The sequence below is a fragment of the Sediminicola luteus genome, assembly GCF_002514735.1.
Taxonomy (GTDB): domain Bacteria; phylum Bacteroidota; class Bacteroidia; order Flavobacteriales; family Flavobacteriaceae; genus HQA918.
Map to the genome: position 1 here is coordinate 495,684 of NZ_NBWU01000004.1, position 21,464 is coordinate 517,147.

A 21,464-nucleotide genomic window follows, 5' to 3' on the forward strand; every position below is an offset into this window, starting at 1 on the left:
GGGCATGCAAAAGATAGCCGTCGTCATATTAAACTGGAATGGGGAAAAACTGTTGGAAGCCTATCTTCCTTCGGTAGTTGCCCATTCGCCCCATGCTGATGTTTACGTGGCCGACAATGCCTCTACCGATGGGTCGATAGCCTATGTAAAAAACCATTTCCCGCAGGTGAAAATCGTACAAAACTCTGAAAATGGTGGGTTTGCCAAAGGGTATAACGATGCCTTACAGCATATTGAGGCCGAGGTGTTCTGCCTACTCAATTCAGATGTAGATGTGCCTAAAGGCTGGTTAGATCCCATACAAAAAATGTTTAATCAGGCCGATGCACCAGACATTGTGCAACCCAAAATATTGGACTTAAAAAAGCCTACCCATTTTGAATATGCCGGGGCCGCCGGAGGCTATATAGACCAACTGGGGTATCCCTTTTGCAGAGGTCGGGTATTTCAGTCCTTAGAGGCAGACAAAGGTCAATATAACGATATAAAGGAAGTGTTTTGGGCCACAGGTGCCTGTATGTTCATTAAAAGCCGTGTATTTCATAACCTTGGCGGTTTCGACGAGGATTATTTTGCACATCAAGAAGAAATCGACCTCTGTTGGCGGGCCAAAAACCATGGCCATACCGTATACTATAATGGTAATAGCCATGTCTTTCATTTAGGGGGTTCTACCCTTAGCAATATGAATCCCAGAAAAACCTTCTTGAACTTTAGGAACTCTTTATATTCGATAACCAAAAACCTGCCTTGGCATAAAGGTTTTCCTATAATTGTGCAACGGTTGTTGTTAGATGGTATTGCTGGACTAAGATTTTTGATCCGCTTACAGCCTTTACATTGCCTAGCCATTATAAAGGCCCATTTTAGCTATTATAGAAACTACAAAAAAATCTCCCGAAAAAGAGAAAAAAAGCAATTTTACGGGCCCTATTTTGCCACTCGGTCAATTGTCTGGTCGCATTTTGTACAAGGGGTGAAGAATTTTTCCTTTTTAGTAAAAGATTAACTAATTTGCGGGGAATTAGCCAAGCTTAATCCATAATTTTGATAATAAATACTTTTTTAAATCTTATCCATACCACTATGAAAAAAACGATCCTAGGTCTTTTGGGAATGGCCGTATTACTTTCTAGCTGTGTATCACAGAAGAAGTTCGCCGACTTGGAAGCCAAGCACAAGGAAGCCCAAGATCTATTAAACTCAGCTACCCTTAAATTGAACACTTGTCTTGATGAAAAGACAGCTGCCGAATCAAGGGCTCAAACTTTGGCCGATCAGAACAAATACTTGAAAGAGAACAATCAAGTATTGATGAACAATATGGGTAACCTTACCGAATTAACGGCCAAAGGTGCCGCCAACTTGGAAAAATCTTTGGAAAGTATCCAAGAAAAAGACCTTACCATTCGTAAGTTGAACGATGCCATTACCCGCAGGGACAGTGTAAACTTGGCCTTGGTACAAAGCCTAAAAGGTGTTTTGGGTAACTTGGACGACGAAGACATTGAAATCAGCGTTGAAAAAGGTGTGGTATTCGTTTCCATCTCCGATAAATTGTTGTTCCGTTCCGGAAGCTATAACCTAACGGCCCGTGCCAAAGAAGTATTGGGCAAGGTGGCCAAGGTAGTAAACAACAAACCTGATTTCGAATTCATGGTAGAAGGTCACACCGACGATGTACCTTACCGTAAAGCCCCACTACAAGACAACTGGGACTTATCTGTAAAGCGTGCTACCAGTGTGGTTAGGACACTTCAAAACGATTATGGCGTAGATCCTAAGCGTATGACAGCTGCCGGACGTTCTTCTTATGTACCGGTTTCTGCTACAGAGAAATCCAAAAACAGAAGAACGCGTATCGTTGTTCTTCCAAAAATCGATCAGTTCTACGATATGATTGAAAAAGGGATGAAAGACCCTAAAATCAACTAAGTAAACTTTTTATAAAGTATATAGGAACGGCCCCGCATTGGGGCCGTTTTTTTTGCACTAACCCTATGGTATAAACCATGATGGGTATTCCCTCTTATTGAGTGATTAACTTTCTTATCTTTCCATAACGACCCTTTTTACCTTTATCTTCGGTTAAAAACGAACCTCTCATGATCCTTTCCATTACTTACATCCGATTAAAATCGCTTTGGCATTTTTTTGAATTGTCGCGTTACGCCTTGCATAGCGTACGCCAATTAAAAAAAGGTCCGTGTAAAAAGTATAAATCCACCGGTTTTGGCCTGCACCATTACACCATGAGTTTATGGGAATCGGAAGAAGACCTAAAGGAGTTTGCTACCTCTGGTGCACATAAAAAAGCCATGCAGAAGTCGGCCAAGATCGCCAAGGAAATACATGTTTTAAGCACCCCCCATTCCTTAGATAAGCTGCCCACTTGGACAGAAGCTAAAACAGCCCTAAAAAACGATGGGCGAATTTCTAGATGGTAAGGCAAAGGGCTTTTCCTTATTTTTGCCCGATAAAATTCCGTTATGCAAGAAGGCACCCGTATCAATAAATTTTTAAGTGAGATAGGTTATTGCTCTAGAAGGGCTGCAGACGGACTTATAGAACAAGGTCGGGTACGGATAAACGGCAAGGTTCCTGAAAAAGGCACTAAAGTAAGCCCACAAGATACCGTTTCGGTTGATGATGAGGTAGTTTCGCGCCCCAAAAAACAAAAACACGTATATCTCGCCTTCAACAAACCTATCGGCATAGTTTGCACCACCGATACCCGGGTAGAAAAAGATAATATCATCGATTTTATCAATTACCCCAAACGTATTTTCCCTATTGGTCGGCTCGACAAACCCAGCGAAGGACTCATTTTTTTGACCAGTGATGGCGATATCGTCAATAAAATACTCCGGGCCCGGAATGGCCATGAAAAAGAGTACATCGTTACCGTAAACAAAACCATCACCCCTGAATTTATAAAACGTATGGGCAACGGTATCCCAATTTTGGGGACCAAAACCCGTAAATGCCATGTAGAGGCACTGGGTAAAAACCGTTTTAAAATCGTACTCACCCAAGGCCTAAATAGACAAATTCGCCGTATGTGTGAATATTTGGGCTATAAGGTGACCAAACTAAAACGGGTACGCATTATGAACGTTTCGCTAGATGTACCTGTTGGCAAATGGAGACATCTTACAGAAGAAGAGCTCGCCACCATAAACCAATCAGTTGCCCACTCTAAAAAGACCACTGACAACAAACCCCTCTAATACAATACAATAAGAAAGGTTTTGCTTGCGTTTTTTGGTAACGAACCATTAGCACCCAAGGGTAAAACCTTTGTCCTATGTTACAATCAAAAACCCTCTCTCGAATGGGAATAGTATCCCTATTCGTTCTTTTTGTGGGCATTTTTGCGGTCCATGCACAAATTAGCATCACTGCCGCAGCGGTACCTGGGGTATCGAATGCCGGTCAAGGCGATGTGTACCTTACCTCAGATACCGATGTACTTTACATTGGTCTGGAAGATGGCACCCTTCGAAAATTAGGTGGCGTTTCCAATCTAAGTCAAAATGTGGCTACGGGCACTTTAAATTTTGTAGATGAAAACGGTACGGCCCAAACGGCTGAAGTTATCAGTGGCGATGCCCAAAACCGCCTCACTGCGGGCTCAGATGGTGGTGCCTACTTAGCCGAAAGGGAGATGCAATTATTTACCGATCAAAGTTCGGCTACCCAAAACTGGAACGGCAGCAGTGAACAAACCGTGGTCACCCGAACCATTACCCTAACCCAAGAAAGCATCGTTGACATAAGCTATGTATTCTCTTATATACGAACCAGTAATGGTGGCGGCCGCTACAGAAGGGTAAACATAGATATCAGTGGTAGTACTACCTTGAACAACCAAATGAGTACCATGTCGAACACCTATAGTACTTCGGAAAATTGGGGACATTGTTCGGCCAACAGAAAGTATCAATTTAATCCGGGCACCTACACCTTTAGTATGCGAACCAGGGGCAATGCCAATTGCACAACCCGGACCCAAACCGATGATGATTACGGTTGGAGCATGGACATAACCGTTTTCCCGGCAGATTAAGAGACTGTTTGAAATTTGTCAATTGTTTTTTTATACTTCTTCCCGCCTGCCGGCCGGCAGGTTTGCACCTTACTTCGTTAAAATTTTGAACCGTAGCCCAGCTATGCTTAAAAATTTTGCCTAATAAGGCATCCCTGCCTGCGGCAGGCAGGAAAAACAACCTGTAACCCCGAATTACTCGGGGCCAATCACACATTTCAAAACAGTCTCTAAAGGATATCCAAACTGCCCTTACCTTCCCGAACCACTTCAGGGTAACCGTCAGAAACATCGATTACGGTAGAGGCTACATTACCCCCATAGCCTCCATCAACAACCACATCGACCAGGTTTTGCCATTTCTCATAGATCAACTCCGGATCGGTGGTATATTCGACCACCTCATCTTCATCTCGAATAGAGGTAGAAACAATGGGATGGCCCAAACCTTCGACCAAGGCGTGAACAATATTATGTTCAGGTACCCGAATACCCACGGTTTTTTTCTTCTTAAAATCTTTAGGCAGGTTATTGCTCCCTGGAAGAATAAACGTATACGGCCCAGGCAGAGCTCTTTTGAGCAATTTAAAAGTAGCCGAATCTATTTGCTTGGCATAGTCGGAAAGATTGCTAAGGTCTTTACAGATAAACGACCAATTGGCTTTGGCCAGTTTTACCCCTTTTATCCGGGCAATCTTTTCCAATGCTTTAGTATTGGTAATATCGCAACCTAACCCATATATGGTATCGGTAGGGTAAATAACCAATCCGCCTTTGCGTAGTACCTCTACCACCCTTTGGATCTGTTTCGGGTTCGGATTGTCTTCGTATATCTTAATAAACTCTGCCATCTTCGCTTCCTTTACAATACTTCTAATTTCGCAAAACGCAGCAGCAACTTTTTTACCTGCCCATTTTGGAATTTGATCTCTGCTTTTTTATCGTTTCCTACCCCTTCAATCTTTAGCACTTCTCCTTTACCGAAACGACCGTGCTCCACTTGGGCGCCTACGGCCAAATTTGGGTCGGGCGCCGCTTTATTGCCAATAGGGGTACCCAAGGCGGGTTTCAACTTTCGCAATTTACGCATGGTACCCTCGTTAGGGCGTTTATGGCTTGGCGGTGTGGTATTGGTAGGCTTCTGCTGTCGTAACCTACTCTTATCTACTTCCCCAAAAATATCACCACTCAATAGGGGCTTGAATTTATAATTGGCCGCCGGGGTCAGGTTTTCAATGTATTTATCGTCTATTTCCTCTAAAAAACGGCTGGGCTCGGCATCTACCAGTTTTCCCCAGCGGTAACGGCTTACCGTATAGGTCAGGTAGGCCTGTTTTTCGGCCCGGGTAAGGGCCACGTAGAACAAACGGCGTTCTTCTTCCAGTTCCGAACGCGTATTCATACTCATGGCCGAAGGAAAAAGATCTTCTTCCATACCTACGATAAACACATGCGGAAACTCCAATCCCTTGGCCAAGTGAATGGTCATCAGAGCTACACGGTCTTCATCTCCCGTGGCATTATCTTGGTCGGTAAGTAAGGCCACATCTTCCATGAACTCGTCGAGACTCCCCCTAGAATCGGCTACTTCTTTCTGGCCTTCCACAAAATCTTGGATACCATTGAGCAACTCCTCAATGTTCTGCATACGGGTAATACCCTCGGGCGTGCCGTCTTTTTTAAACTCGAGTAACAACCCGGTTTTTTTGGTCACATGTTCGGCCAGGGCAAAAGCATCCATTTCTTCGTTCATGATCTGGAAACTTTTGATCATGGTGACAAAATCTTCCAACTTACGGCGGGTACCCGAATTGATCTTTAGATCGATACGGGCAATGTTTTCCATAACCTCAAAAATAGATCGGCCATAATGGTTGGCGGCTACCACCAATTTATCTACCGTGGTATTCCCAATTCCCCTGGCCGGATAGTTGATCACCCGTTTTAGGGCCTCTTCATCCTTGGGATTTAAAATCAGCCGCAAATACCCCAAAACATCCTTGATTTCCTTACGCTGGTAAAACGAGAGTCCGCCATAGATAAAATACGGAATATCGCGTTTACGCAAGGCATCTTCAATCGCCCTCGATTGGGAGTTGGTACGATACAAGACCGCAAAATCGCGGTTCATAAGCTGATGCTGCATCTGCTCCTCGAAAATAGTACTGGCCACAAACCTACCCTCTTCGGCATCGGTAATACTTCGATGTATCTTAATGGCCCCACCCGGATCGTTCTGCGTCCAGACGTTTTTCTCGAGCTGGTTTTTGTTGTTGGCAATAACCGAATTCGCCGCCTCAACGATATTACGGGTAGAACGATAGTTTTGTTCCAGACGGTACATGGCCGCCCCTTTATAGTCCTTTTGAAAGTTGAGGATATTGCTAATGTTGGCCCCGCGGAACGAATAGATACTCTGGGCATCGTCGCCCACTACACAAATATTCTGGAAACGATCGGCCAAGGCCTTTACAATCAAATATTGTGAATGGTTGGTATCTTGGTACTCATCTACCAAAATATAGCGGAAACGATCTTGGTATTTGGCCAATACCTCCGGAAAGCGGTTCAACAATTCATTGGTACGCAGTAAAAGATCATCGAAATCCATGGCACCCGCCTTAAAACAACGATCGACATATTTTTCATAGATTTCCCCTATCCTGGGGCGTTTGGCCATAGCATCGGCCTCTACCAATTCCGGGTTATTGTAATAGGCCTTAACGGTTATCAGGTTGTTTTTATAGGAAGAAATCCGGTTCTGAACCTGTTTGTATTTATATACATCTTTATCGAGCCCCATTTCTTTGATTATGGAAGCGATCAAACGTTGCGAATCTTGGGTATCGTATATGGTAAAATTGCTCGGATAACCCAGTTTATCGGATTCGAAACGCAGTAATTTGGCAAAAACGGAGTGAAAGGTACCCATCCAAAGGTTTTTGGCCTCCGATGCCCCTACGATTTGGGCGATCCTATGCTTCATTTCGCGGGCCGCCTTATTGGTAAAGGTCAACGAAAGGATATTGAAGGAATCCACACCCAACGACATCAAATAGGCTATCCTATAGGTAAGTACCCGGGTTTTCCCCGAACCCGCACCTGCAATCACCATTAAAGGCCCTTCCTTGTGTAATACAGGGGCTTTCTGGGCCTCGTTCAATTCATTGATATACTGTTCCAAACTGTTCTTTTTAAGCACAAAAATAAGGAGGGTGAAGTTAGCCATATTTGAGCGCCCGCTAAAACGCCCTTGGTATTACTTATGAACAATACTTTCACCATTCTGTTCAATTTAAATATATTTAGGCCTATTATTGTTATAAATGAAAGTTACGTTCCCTACCCGCTGTTTGATCCTTATGTTGATTTCCGTAAATACCCTATTGGCCCAAGAGGCCAAAGATGGCCCAGTTATCAAAGGTTTCGGTGCCGTTTACGATATCCCTGAAGCCGATTTTGCCACCGACACCGATAAGGTATTCAAAGTGGTTTTTGATGTTAAGGGTACCGCAAAAAAGGAAGGCGATATCAATAAAGAACTAAATACCGCGGCTCGCTTTTTGAATATGCATGCCCGTGCCGGGGTACCGGTAGAAAACCTACATGTGGCTTTGGTGGTTCATAACAAAGCGGCCAAGGACCTCCTGACCTCTAAGGAATATAAGAGTCGTTATGGTGTTGCCAACGTAAACGAACCCCTATTGGAAGCCCTATTACAGGCCGGGGTCGATATTATATTCTGCGGACAGTCGTCCCATGCCCGCAACCTACCCAAAGCCGAATTGGTACCTGGAGTACAGGTATCCCTTTCGGCCATGACCGCCTTGATCCAATTACAGGATGAGGGCTATCGATTAATAAAATTCTAAAAACCGACTATAATGAGGCGATTGATCCCCTTTTTGGCCCTATGCTGTACATTTTCAGCCATGGCCCAATCGAAATTGAGTAAAGATGTTGAAGCCGTAGCGGACAAAGTCGTGGAATGGCGGCGCTATTTTCACCAGCATCCCGAATTATCCAACCGTGAATTCAAAACGGCCGAAAAAATCGCCGAGCATTTGAAGTCCTTGGGCATGGAGGTACAGACCGGAATCGCAAAGACCGGTGTGGTGGGTATTCTAAAAGGCAACAAACCCGGAAAGGTGGTAGCCCTACGTGCCGATATCGACGGCCTTCCTGTGGTAGAACGCAACGACCTACCCTTTAAATCTGAGGCCAAAGGTACCTTTAGGGGCAAGGAAGTCGGGGTAATGCATGCCTGCGGACACGATACCCATATCGCCATTTTAATGGGTACGGCCGAGGTATTGTCCAAGAACAAAGACAAGATCCGCGGTACCGTTAAATTCATCTTCCAACCCGCCGAAGAGGGCGCACCTCCCGGAGAAGAAGGTGGTGCCAAGGTAATGGTGGAAGAGGGCGTTCTGGAAAACCCCAAGGTAGATGCCATTTTCGGCCTGCACATCAACTCGGCCACCCCAGTGGGTACCATTGGTTATAAGCCCGGTGGCGCCATGGCCGCCGTAAATAGTTTTGAGATCCATGTAAAAGGGAAGCAATCGCACGGATCCCAGCCTTGGTCGGGTGTAGATCCCATTTTGATCAGTGCCAAGATCATCGATGGTTTACAGACCATTATCAGTAGAGAGGCCAATTTGACCAATGAGGCCGCGGTAATTACCATTGGAAAGATCACCGCCGGTGTACGCTCCAACATTATACCCGAATCAGCCGAAATGATCGGAACTTTACGCACCTTGGATAACGATATGCGTAGCATGATCCAAAGACGTATGAAGGAAATGGTAGAAGGTTTGGCCAAAACCTATGGCGGATCGGCAGAAATCGTTTTCGATCCCGGTTACCCAATAACCTATAACGACCCAGATTTGGTAAGTCAAATGTTACCCTCTTTGCAAAAAGTGGCCGGAAACGATAATGTTTTCCTACGAAAAGCGACAACAGGCGCCGAGGATTTCTCCTTTTTCCAAGAGAAAGTGCCAGGTTTCTATTTCTTTTTGGGCGGAATGACACCGGGCAACACTACCCCATTCCCACACCACACCCCCGATTTCTTTATTGATGACAGTGGTCTTACCCTTGGGGTACATGCCTTTACCGAAATGACCTTGGATTACCTCAACAAAAAATAAGATTAATGGCGGAAGCACTTCAAAGTATCCCTTGGTGGGCCTGGATATTGATCGTATTGGTCTTGGTTGCTCTACGCGATATTTTTATCCAAAAAGCCCATACCATTTCCCATAATTTCCCGATTGTGGGGCATTTACGCTACCTATTGGAAAGTATAGGTCCGGAAATGCGGCAATACTTTGTAGCCAACAATCGTGAAGAACTGCCTTTTAACCGAATTGAACGAGGCTGGATCTACGCTTCCGCTAAAAAAGAGAACAATTACGAAGGTTTTGGTACCGATCGCGACATTTACGCCCACCAGCACCTCTTCGTAAAAAACCAAATGATGGCCTATCAGGTGCCCCCGGGGCATCCGAATGCCAAAGACCCCTATTTTTTACCCTGTGCCAAGGTGATGGGGGCGCATAGTAAACGGCGTAGACCTTACCGGCCCGGTTCGGTAATCAACGTTTCGGCCATGAGTTTTGGTTCGCTTTCGGCAGCAGCCGTATCTGCCTTAAACCAAGGCGTGGCCAAGGCGGGGGCCTATCACAATACAGGCGAAGGCGGCCTCTCCCCCTACCACAAACAAGGGGGCGAGGTAGTTTTCCATTTTGGTACCGGATATTTTGGGGTACGCTCGGCCGATGGTGATTTTTCCATGGAAAAGATGAAGGCCTTGGTGGCTGACAATCCGCATATCAGGGCCATTGAAATCAAATTATCGCAAGGTGCCAAACCCGGTAAGGGCGGTGTTTTGCCCGGGGCCAAAATAACCCCTGAAATTGCGGGCATCCGAGGAGTGGAAGTAGGTAAGGACGTGCTCTCCCCCGCCACCCATAAAGCCTTTTCGACCATACCCGAACTGGTCGATTTTATTGAAACCATAGCCCAAGAAACCGGTTTGCCCGTAGGCATTAAAGGAGCCATAGGTAAATTGGACCAATGGGAACAACTGGCCGATTTGATGGTGACGACCGGAAAAGGGCCCGATTTTATTACCGTAGACGGTGGTGAGGGCGGTACCGGCGCCGCGCCCCCGAGTTTTGCCGATCATGTATCGTTACCCTGGACCTATGGTTTTTCTGCCCTGTACAAGATTTTCCAAAAAAGGGAACTCACCGAACGTGTCGTATTTATTGGTAGCGGTAAACTTGGTTTTCCTGCCAAGGCGGCCATGGCTTTTGCCATGGGGGCCGATTGTATCAACGTAGCCCGCGAGGCCATGATGAGCATAGGCTGTATACAAGCCCAGATTTGCCACACCAACCGTTGTCCGGCCGGGGTGGCTACCCAAAGCAAGTGGTTACAGAAAGGCATAAACGTCCCTTTAAAATCAGAGCGTTTGGCCCAGTATTTTAAAACCTTTAGAAAAGAACTGGTCGAGATAACCCATGCGGCAGGCTACGAGCATCCGGCCCAATTTAAAATGAGCGACATACAGATCAATGTAGACGACCAGAACATAAGCAAAGGCTTACAGAACGTACATGGCTATGTGAAAGATCCCGTTGTGTTTACCGAAATGCAGGAATTGTATGACTGTGCGCATTTAGGAGGAAGGCCATAAAAGGTTTCTTCACATTATCTAAACATCATATCAACCTATTACCCAAGTAACCTAAATTCTGCATCATTGGGCTATCACCTGGCAATACCATCTCTTTTCACTACCATTAAAACTAGGGGTAATTTATTGATTCCTGCCTAATTAACCCAGTATTTTCCGATTCCTTCAACAGAACTTCATTTACCAACTATGATTTTTATCAATTTTTAAGATTTTAGCCTGTCTTAGCTTTGTTCCATCAAATAAATCAAACAACTATGAGAACAAGGATTATAGGAACGTTTATCGCACTTTTTGCTGTTGTAGCTACGCTAAAGGCCCAGGATGCCGAAAAAAGCACCGACGATTTCAACCGTTGGCAGGCCCGTTTTAGGTTAATTTCCGTTATACCCAATGAAAGTGCCGATATCGGAGTCATCGGTGGGGATGTAGAAATCAGTACCGCATTTGTACCTGAATTGGATTTCACCTATTTCTTTACACCCAACATTGCAGCCGAATTGATTTTAGGAACTACCAAGCATGATGTAAATACTACAAATTCTTCTTTGGTAGCCATCGGAGGTGCTCCAAGTGCCAATGTAGACTTAGGAAGTGTATGGTTACTGCCCCCTACCCTAACCCTGCAATACCATTTCGCAACAGAAGGTTTAAGGCCTTATGTAGGTGCCGGTGTTAACTATACCATTTTCTATGGGGTCGATGAAGGAGATACCGTAGCCGATGTAGATTACGACAACTCTTTAGGTTTCGCGCTACAAGGAGGTATCGACTACGATCTTAACGACAAGTGGTTTTTGAACCTAGATGTTAAATACCTTTGGTTAAACACAGATGTTACCGTAGATGCCAGCAATCTTAGCCCTTTACCTGAGTTACAACAAGTTCTTGGTGCTATCCCTGCCGAGGTAGACATCAACCCACTTATCGTTGGTTTAGGTGTAGGTATGAAATTCTAAGAAATTCGGATGTAAGACTCTAGTTTTGAGTTCCGCCATAACTTTACCGAATTAGCCTGTCGGCCTTTGTTTTAACAGGGGCCGATTTTTTTTGCAAAAAGGGTAGGCACTACCATACTTTTTCAATAAATACAGCGTTTAATCGATGAACGACCAAATTAAATACAGATGTCCGGAGAACAGATCCTTCAACTTTTTGCCTACCTATTCCCTGCCGTGGTAACCGGTATAGTGGCCTATTATTTTTTTAAAGGTCATATTAAAAACGAAGATGGCCGCCGTAGGTACCTTTTACATAAAGATTCGCAAAAGAATACCTTACCCATCCGATTGCAGGCCTATGAGCGTTTGGCCTTGTTTTTAGAGCGCATTACCCTGTCGAATTTAGTGGTGCGGGTGGCCCCCACCAGTGGCAACCGTTTGGATTATGAAAACCTGTTGATCAAAAACATAGAGAACGAGTTCGAGCACAATCTGTCGCAACAAATCTATATGAGTGACGAATGCTGGAACGTGGTCAAAGCTTCTAAGAATGCGACCATTCAAGAGATCCGTAAAGTGGGGATGCAACACCAAGCCGATTCGGCCGACAAGTTCCGTGAATCGATTTTAAACGAGACCATGGACAAAGGTTCTCCTTCTGCCACAGGACTATCCTACATTAAAAAAGAAGTGGGCGAACTCTGGTAACAGGGGTTTAGTTTGGAATCTTTTATCGTTTAATCGTTAATGGCTGAGACGATTTTTTGATTAGTTAGCTGTAATCTATTGTTTAATACTGGCCAAAAATTCAAATCTCTTGCAAACCTCACCCTCCCGCCATTCCGTGAGACAGCCATATGGAAAAAAGAGTTAAAAAACCATCTCATAGCTATTAATGCGAATCAAGGGTTAATGTAATCTGTTGAAAACCAGAGGAAATTTCTCAGTGTAACTCTGCGTATTCTCGGCGTGCCTCTGTGGTACTTGAGCCTTATGTGTTATTACACAGAGTTTCACGGAGTAGCACAGAGAACCACAGAGAGTTCAACTCTTGATTCATGTTATTAACCTTACAGATTCATCATCCGTAACCCTTTTGAATATAGCACCCATGGTCTAGCATCTCATATCTATATTCTCAAGTCTAACTTATTAGGATACCTCCTCGGTTATGGCGCTGGTATCGGTATCCTTCTTTTGGGCAAAGCGATAGCCACGTTGCCACCAATCGGTCATTTTTTTACTATCGAAAATGAGGGAATTGGTCGTAAGTACCGTTGGGGTGTAGTAAAAATCGATAGTCGAACCCACATGTGAGGCGGCAAACTTACCGATTCGGATATTCTGTTTTTCGATCCGATCCAACATAAAGGCAAACATAGAGGTGAGTAACGAAAACGGGTTTCGCGAGGGCATCCTATTTAATTGGGTAACCTCAGTCTGCAAAACTATGGCATCAATATGGGTGGCCCCGCGTTTCACGGCTTCTTCTATGGGTACCATGGTACCCAATCCGCCATCGGCATATTCACAGCCTTCCTTGCGCACCAAACTCATAAATGGGGTATAGTTACAGGAAATCCATACCCATTCCATAAAGGTTTCATAATCGAAATCGGCCAAGCGTTTGTATTCAATACGGTTACGGGATAGGTTGCTTACCGTAACTACCAATTCTTTTTGGGAGTGCTTCAAAGTTTCGAATTCTGTCGGTGTGATGGTATTTTTGATCAGATCCAATAACCGATGGCTTTCCCCAAAAGTTTTACTGCCCCGCATAAAATTCCGTAATACCTGCAAATGATCTATCGAAATATCTTGATGTCCGTGCCGCTCTTTGATCTTAAACGGACAAACACTAAAGATATCGGCCTCACTAACATGGGTATAGACCTGTTTTATCTTTTCTACTTTTCCCAAAGCCAAATGGGAAATGAGCAAGCTGCCCGTTGAAGTACCGATGAACATATCATAGGGTGCCTTGTTCTCCAGCAGATATTCGGCCACACCCCCTGCGAAAGCCCCTTTACTACCACCACCCGATATTACCAATGCCCTCATTCTTTTTTTAGATAAGGTTCTACAATCTTTCTTTCTTTTTCAGTCAAACGGCTGCTCAATATTTGTAAACGGGGCGCCATTTCAGGTTGTTGGGCCAAGGCTTTCAATAGCTCCCTACTCTGCTCCCTAAACCGCCATACCGGATGGGTACAGGCCTGTAGCAAGTCGAACAGATTGCGGTCTTGCCAGCCTTTTAGGTTATGCAGATAATAAAAAGTCTGCAACCGTATTTCAAAGGGGTAGGCACTACCTGTATATTGGGTCAGTTCTAAATAGTATTCGCGCTGTTTATCTGGGGAAATGCCCTCGGTCATCAGCGCCAATACCAGCCAACCCAAACGTAATGACCCACTTTCAAATACAGTCCCGGTGGTTACTTTCTTCAAATAGTCCAATCTATTTTCAGGAAAATGCGACCACAGGGCGAAAAGGGCCATTTCGCGAATAGCGTAGCTTTTTTCCGTAAGCATGTTTTCTACAATGGGGTTAAATTCCAGTTGAAATTCCTTGAGATGGGATAGCGCCGTTTTTCTTACTTGAAGATCATCGTCTTGCAAGGCTAGCGTTTGTAAATCAACTTCCATTTGCGGGAAATAAGCTTGGGTCAATTCCTTTTTAAGAGGAGTCGTTGCCTTTTTCCATACTTTCGGAAGGGAAGCTATCCCTGAAACGGTATCCTTGGACTTATTTTGATTCCAGTTTAGCAAGCTTTGTATTTCAGAATTCCGCTTTGCGAGTAATTCCATGGCCACTTGATAGGGAAAAGACTCATTTTTTAACCAAATCGATTTAAAATCCGTCAGGGATTGGCCAGTCACGGTTTCCATCACTGTCATGAATTGGGCTACCGTAACATTGGTATAGGCGTATTCGGTCAAGAATTTTTTAATTCCCCTTTTAAAATGCACATCTCCTAAAGATTCGCGTAGGGCAAACAAGGCCCAGGCCCCTTTTTCATAAAAGGTAAGACTACTCGCTTTGGGATCTAGCAAGGCTTGACCTTTGCCCTCTCGTAATTGTCGTGCGGTTTCATAGAGTTTCCATGTCAAAAACCGCTTTCCCAAAATAGCGTCTTGGGCCAAATAGGCATAATAGGTGGCAAACCCCTCATGCAACCAATGGTCTTTGGCCCCAACCTCGGTCACCAAGTTGCCGAACCATTGGTGTGCCATTTCATGGGCATTGACATTGACATAATTCTCATCGTTAAAGGCAACGGAATCGACCATATAACGGTCGGAGAACAAAGTGGCTCCTGTATTTTCCATTCCGGCATATAAAAAATCGTGCACCGGAAGCTGTTTGTAATTTTGCCACGGATAGGGTACGCCTATCTCCGTTTCCAAAAAATCGAAAATAGCTTGGGTATGTCGGTATGTCGGTTCCACCTTAAGCGAATCGACCTTGGTAAAATAGTTCCGGATAGGGATACCGGATTTCGATGTCAGCTCTTGAACCCCATAATCGCCAATGGCAAAGGCCAACAAATAGCTGCTCATGGGCTTTTGCATATCGAAATGCCAAATCTTATAGCTATCCTTTTCCTCTACTTGCTTCAATTTTCCGTTGGCTACCACGGTGTATTTGGCATCAAAAGCTATCGACAGATCAAAAACCACCTTTTCCGACATCCTATCGAAACTAGGCACCCAATGGCTGGTATATTTACCCTGGCCCTGGGTCCATATTTGAGGGAGTCTGGGATTCCGTGTCTGTGCTTCTTCTTCCCAACCTACAAAATAGACCGTCTGCTTAGGTTGGACGCGATACGAAATCGACAGTTCAAGCGTATCCCCAACTGCTCCCATGGGCGGAATACGTAAAAAACGTGTATCATAGGCATAGGCCGTTTTTTTCCCATTGACGTGCACTTTAGAGAAAATCATGTTATGGGCATCCAGTCGCAGACTATCGTTTCCAGTGATATAGGTATAGGTAACTTCCCCTACGATAGTTTTGTCCTGCACCTCTGGCCTAACATAAATGTCACCCGATAACACATCTTGTTGGGCCCAAGATGCAACACATAGGCAAAGGGCAATACAAAAGGTGATGGTTTGTTTTTGAAGCAAGGCTTTGGTTTTATGGTACAATTTACCAAAATATCGCACTTGCAAGGCTATTCGGTAAAGGCTAATTTAGTCTTGTGAATCCGATTAACCTGCAAAGCCCGATCGCATACCTCAAAGGTGTGGGCCCCAACCGGGCCGATGCCCTGAAATCGGAATTGGGCGTGCATACCTATCAAGACCTTCTGAACCTATTCCCAAATCGCTATCTCGATAAGACCCAGTACTATAAAATCAATCAAATACAGCGTAGTAGTGCGGAGATACAGGTAGTCGGTAAGATAACCGATATACGTTCGGTAGGCCAAAAACGGGGCAAACGTTTAGAGGCCACTTTTATAGACGATACCGGAAGTATGCAATTGGTTTGGTTCCGCGGTCAAAAATGGATCAAAGAAAACCTACGTATCAATGTGCCTTATGTGGTTTTTGGGAAACCGAACTACTTTAATGGTAGTTTCTCTATGCCACATCCGGAAATGGAACTGCTCACCGAGCACCAAAAAGGGCTTAAAATACATATGCAGCCCATTTATCCGTCTACAGAAAAACTGAGCAACAAAGGGGTAACCAATAAAGTGATCAGTAGGGCGGTACAGCAATTATTCCTCGATACCAAAGCCCGGTTTACTGAAACCCTACCCCAATCCATTCGGGATCATTATAAATTGCTACCTAAGGATGAAAGCCTTTTGAACATCCATTTCCCGAAAAGTCAGGAACTGTTGTCAAAAGCCCAGTTCCGGCTCAAATTCGAGGAGTTGTTCTACATCCAACTACAACTCATCACCAAAAAAATACTGAGAAAGCAAAAGATCAAGGGCTTTACCTTTGATCAAGTGGGCACCCATTTCAACACCTTTTTTAAGGAACACCTACCCTTTGAACTTACCAATGCCCAAAAGAAAGTATTGCGCGAAATACGGGCCGATATGGGTAGTAATGCCCAAATGAACCGGCTGCTGCAGGGCGATGTGGGTTCGGGCAAGACGATTGTGGCGCTTATGAGTATGTTGCTGGCTTTGGACAATGGTTTCCAAGCCTGTTTAATGGCGCCTACCGAAATATTGGCCACCCAACATTATCACGGATTATTGGAGCTGTTGCAACCCTTGGACATTCCTATCGCCCTGTTGACGGGCTCCACCAAGAAAAAACAGCGCACCCATATTCACGAACATTTGGAGTCGGGCGAATTACCTATTCTTATCGGTACGCATGCCCTGTTGGAAGATAAGGTAAAGTTCAACAACCTCGGATTGGCCATTATAGACGAGCAACACCGTTTTGGGGTGGCGCAACGGGCCAAATTATGGAAGAAGAACCATACGCCACCCCATGTTTTGGTAATGACGGCCACGCCAATACCACGTACCTTGGCCATGAGTCTGTACGGCGATCTCGATATTTCGGTCATAGACGAACTGCCCCCTGGCCGGAAACCCATTAAAACCGTACATCGTTTTGATGCGAACCGATTAAAAGTTTTTGGTTTTATAAAAGACGAGATCAAAAAAGGGAGACAGGTGTATATCGTTTATCCCTTGATCCAAGAGTCGGAAGCCTTGGATTATAAAGATTTGATGGATGGCTATGAGTCCATTGCCCGCGATTTTCCACAACCCGACTATCAGATATCCATTGTTCATGGTAAAATGAAGGCGGAGGACAAGGAGTATGAGATGGATCGTTTTGTACGGGGCGAGACCCAGATTATGGTGGCGACCACCGTGATTGAGGTTGGGGTAAACGTACCCAATGCCTCGTTAATGATCATCGAAAGCGCGGAGCGCTTCGGACTTTCGCAGCTGCATCAGCTGCGAGGGCGGGTTGGGCGGGGCGCTGACCAGAGCTACTGCATACTTATGACCGGTTTTAAGCTCTCCAATGAGGCCAAGACCCGACTCGATACCATGGTGGCTACCAACGACGGCTTTAAGATCGCCCAGGTCGATCTCGAACTACGTGGCCCTGGGAACTTAATGGGCACCCAACAAAGTGGGGTGCTCAACCTTCGCATCGCTGATATCGTAAAAGATCGCGATATTTTGGCCACCGCCCGAAATTTCGCTTCCAAACTATTAGCAGACGACCCCAGTTTGGAAAAACCCGAAAACCAAATGGTACGCCATACCTATATGGCCCTGGCCAAACACGGCAATATCTGGACGTATATTGGGTAAGCCGATTTCTACTTTGTAAAACACTCTTGTTTACAACCTTTAAAAACCTACAAGTCAGATATTTGCACAATATTCAGATTTGCTTTATATTCCATCGATTATTTCCTAACCACAGCACTATGAAAAAAATCCCACTAGTTATCGCGGCCATTGTTTGTATGGGTTACATTATCCATAGCTTATTCGATATTGATCGTACTGTTGAATTTTTAGCATTTGAAATGAATATTTGGCTGTATCGATTGTTTTGGTTTTTTCTATTGATCCTCACTTTACCTGGATTGTTAAAAAATGTAAGACGAAATCCGTATTAAGTATCGCAAACCTTGGCCTATTTGGCAATGGATGTTGCCCCATTTTAAAAATGGGGCAGAGCTTACTTGCATGACCTAAAAAGGGCCAATATTCCCTAGTTAAATTACCCAACCTTACTGCACCAAGCCAGCCAAACTTCTTTCTGGCTTACCTATTTGGTTCTCCATCTTTTATATTGCCAGAGGATTACGACCGCGTAAACGCAGTTCTATTTTCTTCTTTTTGGCCGTAAGGCGCTTCATAACATCCATTAAATGGCTGTCTTTCGTTTTCTTGTAGATTTCGTTAATGGCCAAAATCAGGCGTTTGGCCTCTCGTGAAGCCACTACCCTATCGCTAGTGGACATATGGCTCATTTTAGCTTTTTCAAAAACGGCTGCTTCTTCAAGTATATCCATGACTTTTAATTTTTGTCTAACTATATTTAAATTTAATTAGACAAAACTGATATTCCAAATTGTAGTGGCTAATTGTGAAAATTTTAAGAGCTACAATAGCCTCTTTTCCAAGCCCGTATACTATTTGTAACTCTTGCTGATAAAAGGTGTCTCCTCAAAACCGGTTACCTTATTGATTACCAACGTGGCTACGAAAAAATAGTTGCAAAGTAGGTTGGCGAATTTGGGAAGTATTTCAGGTACTTCTAAACCTTCGTCATTATGTAGTCGCACCATTAACCGAATCGCTTTTTTGGCCAATGACGAACATTGGTTCAATTGACCTACCGGTGCCGGTCCGCCGGGCAGTACAAAACCCGAAATCCGGTCTTTAACGACTATTTTCATCTCACGATAATACCCCAATAACTTCCCATGATCTGCTTCGGTCAGGGCCAATTTTCCCCGTAATGAGCCATTAAGATGATAACAACAGGGCTGAATCCAGTTCAAATGCTCCTCTAGGCCTTCCAATAATTCCGTATTCGGATATTGGCCTTGAAGTTTTCTTAAATCACTCAATACCCACCCTAATAACCGGGTCAGTTGGTCGGTCTGTATTTCGTAATCACATAATAACGAGTCTTCATAAATAAACGGATAGCATAACTCATCGATATGGGCCTTGGGGCGAAGCCGATTTTTCTTGGGTTCCATAACTAGGGCTTAGACATCAAAAGTACAAAGCCCTTGACCAAAATGGCATTTTTTCGTATCTTTAAAACAGACCCTTTTTATTATGGATTCCAATTTCTTTTTTAAGGCCGGTATTATCCTTTTGGTAGCCATCCATCTCCTGAGCTTGGCCCATGTGTATAGACGTAAAGAATCGCTACGGTATAAATTGAAATGGACCATAATCATCTTAATGTTATTCCCCATAGGATCTTTCTTGTATTTTTTATTACCCAACCCGGAAGGCATGCGGGTGGATGCGGTGTAAACCCACTTCAAATCGGCTTTGGACTTTAGGTTACTTCACAAAAAGCCCTCACCCCGACCCTCTCCCAGCGGGAGAGGGAGTAATTGAGATTGATTCGTCACAATGGACTTTCGACTTTCGCCTTAAAGTATATAATCCGTACTGATAAAGTTCGAGGCTTTGGTCTCCAACAGGCTTTCCAGTATGCTATTGTTCAGTTCATTATCCTTGGAGGCTACGAAAGTCCGGATAGAGAATGACCGTAAGGCATCGTGCACACTTAAGGTGGACTGGGCCGAGTCTTTTCGCCCGGTAAAGGGGTATACATCGGGGCCGCGCTGGCAACTGCTGTTCAAGTTTACGCGACACACCAAGTTGGCCAAAGTATCAATCAAAGGCGCCAGGGTATACACATCTTTACCAAACAGACTCACTTGTTGGCCGTAGTTACTGGCCGCCATATCGTCTAGCGGTTCATCGATTTCCGTAAAGGGTACGATTGGTATAACGGGCCCGAATTGCTCCTCTTCATACACCCGCATGGCTTTGGTGGCCGGAAAAAGTACCGCAGGCCAAATAAAATTCTCCGTCCGCTCCCCTCCTTTGGCATTCAGGTTTTTGGCGCCTTTGGCATGGGCATCGTCAATCAGTTCTTGAATATAATCGGGTTTCCCTGGTTCGGGTAATGGGGTGAGTTTTACCCCGGCATCCCACGGATTACCGAACTTTAACGCATCGACCTTGGCGGCAAACTTTTGATTGAATTCTTCTACGATATCGGTATGCACATAAAGTACTTTTAATGCCGTACATCGCTGGCCGTTGAACGAAAGGGTACCCGCCAAACATTCGTCAATCGTCAAATCGAGATCGGCATCGGGCAACACAATAGCCGGATTCTTCGCCTCCAAGCCCAATACCAAGCGTAAGCGGTTACTTTTCGGATGCTGGGCCTGCAAGGCATTGGCCGATTTACTATTACCGATTAAAGCCAGGGCATCTATTCTTCCGCTGGCCATAATGGGAGCCGCCACGGCCCTTCCCCTACCGAACAAAATATTGATTACTCCCTTCGGAAAACTCTTTTGAAAGGCTTCCAGTAAGGGTGTCATTAACAACACCCCATGCTTGGCCGGTTTAAAAATGGCCGTATTCCCCATAATAATGGCAGGGATCAATAAGGCGAAAGTTTCGTTCAGCGGATAATTATAAGGCCCCAAGCAAAGTACCACGCCCAAAGGGCCCCTACGGATATGGGCATACACCCCATCGTGTTTTTCAAATTTGGCCGCATCGCGATCCAATTGTTTGTAATCTTCAATGGTATCGTAGATATAGTCTACCGTACGATCGAACTCCTTTTCCGAATCCAGTAACGATTTACCGATTTCCCACATCAGCAATTTTACGACTTCATCCCTCTTTTCGATCATTAATGCCACAAAACGTTCCATACAGGCAATACGGTCTTGTACCTTCATGGTTGGCCAAGCCCCTTTTCCTTTGTTATAGGCCTTACAGGCGGCATCCAAGGCATCCAAGGCTTCGGCCTCCCCCATGGTTGGGATACTTCCCAAAAGGGTGGGCGCATAGGTTTCGGTACTTGAAATAGTACTATACACCTCACTACAAGGTCCGTCCCATTCCAGCAGTTCGCCATGTACCAAATAGGAACGTGCATGAATAGGTTCGGTAATTCTATATACTTCCGGAATAGCGTTAACAAGAGCTTTCATAGAGCAATTTTTTGGGGTTCGCATTTACTTTTAGACCGTC

General features: G+C 44.7%; 19 protein-coding genes. 12 read left to right on the top strand and 7 right to left on the bottom strand.

What is annotated here, in order from left to right; all coding sequences use genetic code 11:
• Positions 1–4 precede the first annotated feature (4 nt).
• The 5 genes from B7P33_RS14485 (at position 5) to B7P33_RS14505 (ending at position 4,069) form a co-directional block, all read left to right on the top strand.
• The gene (locus B7P33_RS14485) at positions 5–1,009 is read left to right on the top strand and encodes a glycosyltransferase family 2 protein (protein ID WP_097442722.1); all 1,005 of its coding nucleotides are present in this window, start codon (positions 5–7) and stop codon (positions 1,007–1,009) included.
• 77 nt (positions 1,010–1,086) lie between these two features.
• Complete coding sequence (locus tag B7P33_RS14490) at positions 1,087–1,935, top strand: OmpA family protein (RefSeq protein WP_097442723.1); 849 nt, start codon at positions 1,087–1,089, stop codon at positions 1,933–1,935.
• Positions 1,936–2,105: 170 nt separating this feature from the next.
• Positions 2,106–2,447: a DUF3291 domain-containing protein gene (locus B7P33_RS14495; RefSeq protein ID WP_097442724.1), complete on the top strand. Its 342-nt coding sequence runs from the start codon at positions 2,106–2,108 to the stop codon at positions 2,445–2,447.
• 42 nt (positions 2,448–2,489) lie between these two features.
• Positions 2,490–3,230, top strand: coding sequence for a 23S rRNA pseudouridine(2604) synthase RluF (gene rluF, locus B7P33_RS14500; protein ID WP_097442725.1), 741 nt, complete (start codon positions 2,490–2,492; stop codon positions 3,228–3,230).
• 77 nt (positions 3,231–3,307) lie between these two features.
• On the top strand, positions 3,308–4,069 hold the full coding sequence (locus tag B7P33_RS14505; RefSeq protein ID WP_141402493.1) for a hypothetical protein: 762 nt from the start codon (positions 3,308–3,310) through the stop codon (positions 4,067–4,069).
• A gap of 209 nt (positions 4,070–4,278) precedes the next feature.
• On the opposite strand, the gene B7P33_RS14510 is transcribed toward B7P33_RS14505, so the two are convergent.
• Positions 4,279–4,899 carry an L-threonylcarbamoyladenylate synthase gene (locus B7P33_RS14510; RefSeq protein ID WP_097442727.1) on the bottom strand — a complete coding sequence of 207 codons (621 nt, stop codon included), beginning with the start codon at positions 4,897–4,899 and terminating at the stop codon, positions 4,279–4,281.
• Between the two features lie 11 nt (positions 4,900–4,910).
• Positions 4,911–7,277: an ATP-dependent helicase gene (locus B7P33_RS14515; RefSeq protein WP_097442728.1), complete on the bottom strand. Its 2,367-nt coding sequence runs from the start codon at positions 7,275–7,277 to the stop codon at positions 4,911–4,913.
• A 97-nt stretch (positions 7,278–7,374) separates the two neighbouring features.
• Here B7P33_RS14515 and B7P33_RS14520 point away from each other — a divergent pair, with 97 nt between their 5' ends.
• The 5 genes from B7P33_RS14520 to B7P33_RS14540 all read left to right on the top strand — a co-directional run bounded on the left by B7P33_RS14520 (position 7,375) and on the right by B7P33_RS14540 (position 12,409).
• Positions 7,375–7,920 carry a DsrE family protein gene (locus B7P33_RS14520; RefSeq protein ID WP_097442729.1) on the top strand — a complete coding sequence of 182 codons (546 nt, stop codon included), beginning with the start codon at positions 7,375–7,377 and terminating at the stop codon, positions 7,918–7,920.
• A 12-nt stretch (positions 7,921–7,932) separates the two neighbouring features.
• The gene (locus B7P33_RS14525) at positions 7,933–9,207 is read left to right on the top strand and encodes a M20 family metallopeptidase (protein ID WP_097442730.1); all 1,275 of its coding nucleotides are present in this window, start codon (positions 7,933–7,935) and stop codon (positions 9,205–9,207) included.
• A gap of 5 nt (positions 9,208–9,212) precedes the next feature.
• Positions 9,213–10,760 carry an FMN-binding glutamate synthase family protein gene (locus tag B7P33_RS14530; protein WP_097442731.1) on the top strand — a complete coding sequence of 516 codons (1,548 nt, stop codon included), beginning with the start codon at positions 9,213–9,215 and terminating at the stop codon, positions 10,758–10,760.
• Between the two features lie 257 nt (positions 10,761–11,017).
• A complete protein-coding gene (locus tag B7P33_RS14535) occupies positions 11,018–11,719 on the top strand; it encodes an OmpW/AlkL family protein (RefSeq protein WP_097442732.1) in 702 nt (233 codons plus the stop codon).
• A gap of 168 nt (positions 11,720–11,887) precedes the next feature.
• Positions 11,888–12,409 carry a DUF7935 family protein gene (locus B7P33_RS14540; RefSeq protein ID WP_097442733.1) on the top strand — a complete coding sequence of 174 codons (522 nt, stop codon included), beginning with the start codon at positions 11,888–11,890 and terminating at the stop codon, positions 12,407–12,409.
• Positions 12,410–12,853: 444 nt separating this feature from the next.
• On the opposite strand, the gene B7P33_RS14545 is transcribed toward B7P33_RS14540, so the two are convergent.
• Both B7P33_RS14545 and B7P33_RS14550 read right to left on the bottom strand, forming a co-directional pair.
• Positions 12,854–13,762 (bottom strand): patatin-like phospholipase family protein, encoded by a 909-nt coding sequence (locus B7P33_RS14545; protein WP_097442734.1) that lies wholly within the window; start codon positions 13,760–13,762, stop codon positions 12,854–12,856.
• Positions 13,759–15,834, bottom strand: coding sequence for a M1 family metallopeptidase (locus B7P33_RS14550; protein ID WP_172435960.1), 2,076 nt, complete (start codon positions 15,832–15,834; stop codon positions 13,759–13,761). Before B7P33_RS14550 ends, B7P33_RS14545 begins: the two co-directional genes overlap by 4 nt.
• A 74-nt stretch (positions 15,835–15,908) precedes the next feature.
• Between B7P33_RS14550 and recG the strand changes: the two genes are divergently transcribed.
• Positions 15,909–18,014 (top strand): ATP-dependent DNA helicase RecG, encoded by a 2,106-nt coding sequence (recG, locus tag B7P33_RS14555; RefSeq protein WP_097442736.1) that lies wholly within the window; start codon positions 15,909–15,911, stop codon positions 18,012–18,014.
• A gap of 485 nt (positions 18,015–18,499) precedes the next feature.
• Here the strand turns inward: recG and B7P33_RS14560 are convergent, their stop codons facing one another.
• Both B7P33_RS14560 and B7P33_RS14565 read right to left on the bottom strand, forming a co-directional pair.
• A complete protein-coding gene (locus B7P33_RS14560) occupies positions 18,500–18,727 on the bottom strand; it encodes a hypothetical protein (RefSeq protein WP_097442737.1) in 228 nt (75 codons plus the stop codon).
• A gap of 120 nt (positions 18,728–18,847) precedes the next feature.
• Positions 18,848–19,423 (bottom strand): ATP:cob(I)alamin adenosyltransferase, encoded by a 576-nt coding sequence (locus tag B7P33_RS14565; protein ID WP_097442738.1) that lies wholly within the window; start codon positions 19,421–19,423, stop codon positions 18,848–18,850.
• Positions 19,424–19,505: 82 nt separating this feature from the next.
• On the opposite strand from B7P33_RS14565, the gene B7P33_RS14570 reads away from it, so the two are divergent.
• Positions 19,506–19,709 carry a PLDc N-terminal domain-containing protein gene (locus tag B7P33_RS14570; RefSeq protein ID WP_097442739.1) on the top strand — a complete coding sequence of 68 codons (204 nt, stop codon included), beginning with the start codon at positions 19,506–19,508 and terminating at the stop codon, positions 19,707–19,709.
• 122 nt (positions 19,710–19,831) lie between these two features.
• Here the strand turns inward: B7P33_RS14570 and B7P33_RS14575 are convergent, their stop codons facing one another.
• Positions 19,832–21,424, bottom strand: a complete 1,593-nt coding sequence (locus tag B7P33_RS14575) for an NADP-dependent glyceraldehyde-3-phosphate dehydrogenase (protein WP_097443025.1) — start codon at positions 21,422–21,424, stop codon at positions 19,832–19,834.
• Between the last annotated feature and the right edge of the window lie 40 nt (positions 21,425–21,464).

Excerpts from the sequence above, each read along its gene's own strand:
- B7P33_RS14495 (WP_097442724.1), top strand. The coding sequence starts at position 2,106 with ATGATCCTTTCCATTACTTACATCCGATTAAAATCGCTTTGGCATTTT.
- rluF (WP_097442725.1), top strand. The coding sequence starts at position 2,490 with ATGCAAGAAGGCACCCGTATCAATAAATTTTTAAGTGAGATAGGTTAT.
- B7P33_RS14505 (WP_141402493.1), top strand. The coding sequence starts at position 3,308 with ATGTTACAATCAAAAACCCTCTCTCGAATGGGAATAGTATCCCTATTC.
- B7P33_RS14520 (WP_097442729.1), top strand. The coding sequence starts at position 7,375 with ATGAAAGTTACGTTCCCTACCCGCTGTTTGATCCTTATGTTGATTTCC.
- B7P33_RS14485 (WP_097442722.1), top strand. The coding sequence starts at position 5 with ATGCAAAAGATAGCCGTCGTCATATTAAACTGGAATGGGGAAAAACTG.
- B7P33_RS14530 (WP_097442731.1), top strand. The coding sequence starts at position 9,213 with ATGGCGGAAGCACTTCAAAGTATCCCTTGGTGGGCCTGGATATTGATC.
- B7P33_RS14560 (WP_097442737.1), bottom strand. The coding sequence starts at position 18,727 with ATGGATATACTTGAAGAAGCAGCCGTTTTTGAAAAAGCTAAAATGAGC.
- B7P33_RS14510 (WP_097442727.1), bottom strand. The coding sequence starts at position 4,899 with ATGGCAGAGTTTATTAAGATATACGAAGACAATCCGAACCCGAAACAG.
- B7P33_RS14545 (WP_097442734.1), bottom strand. The coding sequence starts at position 13,762 with ATGAGGGCATTGGTAATATCGGGTGGTGGTAGTAAAGGGGCTTTCGCA.
- B7P33_RS14575 (WP_097443025.1), bottom strand. The coding sequence starts at position 21,424 with ATGAAAGCTCTTGTTAACGCTATTCCGGAAGTATATAGAATTACCGAA.
- B7P33_RS14535 (WP_097442732.1), top strand. The coding sequence starts at position 11,018 with ATGAGAACAAGGATTATAGGAACGTTTATCGCACTTTTTGCTGTTGTA.
- B7P33_RS14515 (WP_097442728.1), bottom strand. The coding sequence starts at position 7,277 with ATGGCTAACTTCACCCTCCTTATTTTTGTGCTTAAAAAGAACAGTTTG.
- B7P33_RS14540 (WP_097442733.1), top strand. The coding sequence starts at position 11,888 with ATGTCCGGAGAACAGATCCTTCAACTTTTTGCCTACCTATTCCCTGCC.
- B7P33_RS14525 (WP_097442730.1), top strand. The coding sequence starts at position 7,933 with ATGAGGCGATTGATCCCCTTTTTGGCCCTATGCTGTACATTTTCAGCC.
- B7P33_RS14570 (WP_097442739.1), top strand. The coding sequence starts at position 19,506 with ATGGATTCCAATTTCTTTTTTAAGGCCGGTATTATCCTTTTGGTAGCC.
- B7P33_RS14490 (WP_097442723.1), top strand. The coding sequence starts at position 1,087 with ATGAAAAAAACGATCCTAGGTCTTTTGGGAATGGCCGTATTACTTTCT.
- B7P33_RS14565 (WP_097442738.1), bottom strand. The coding sequence starts at position 19,423 with ATGGAACCCAAGAAAAATCGGCTTCGCCCCAAGGCCCATATCGATGAG.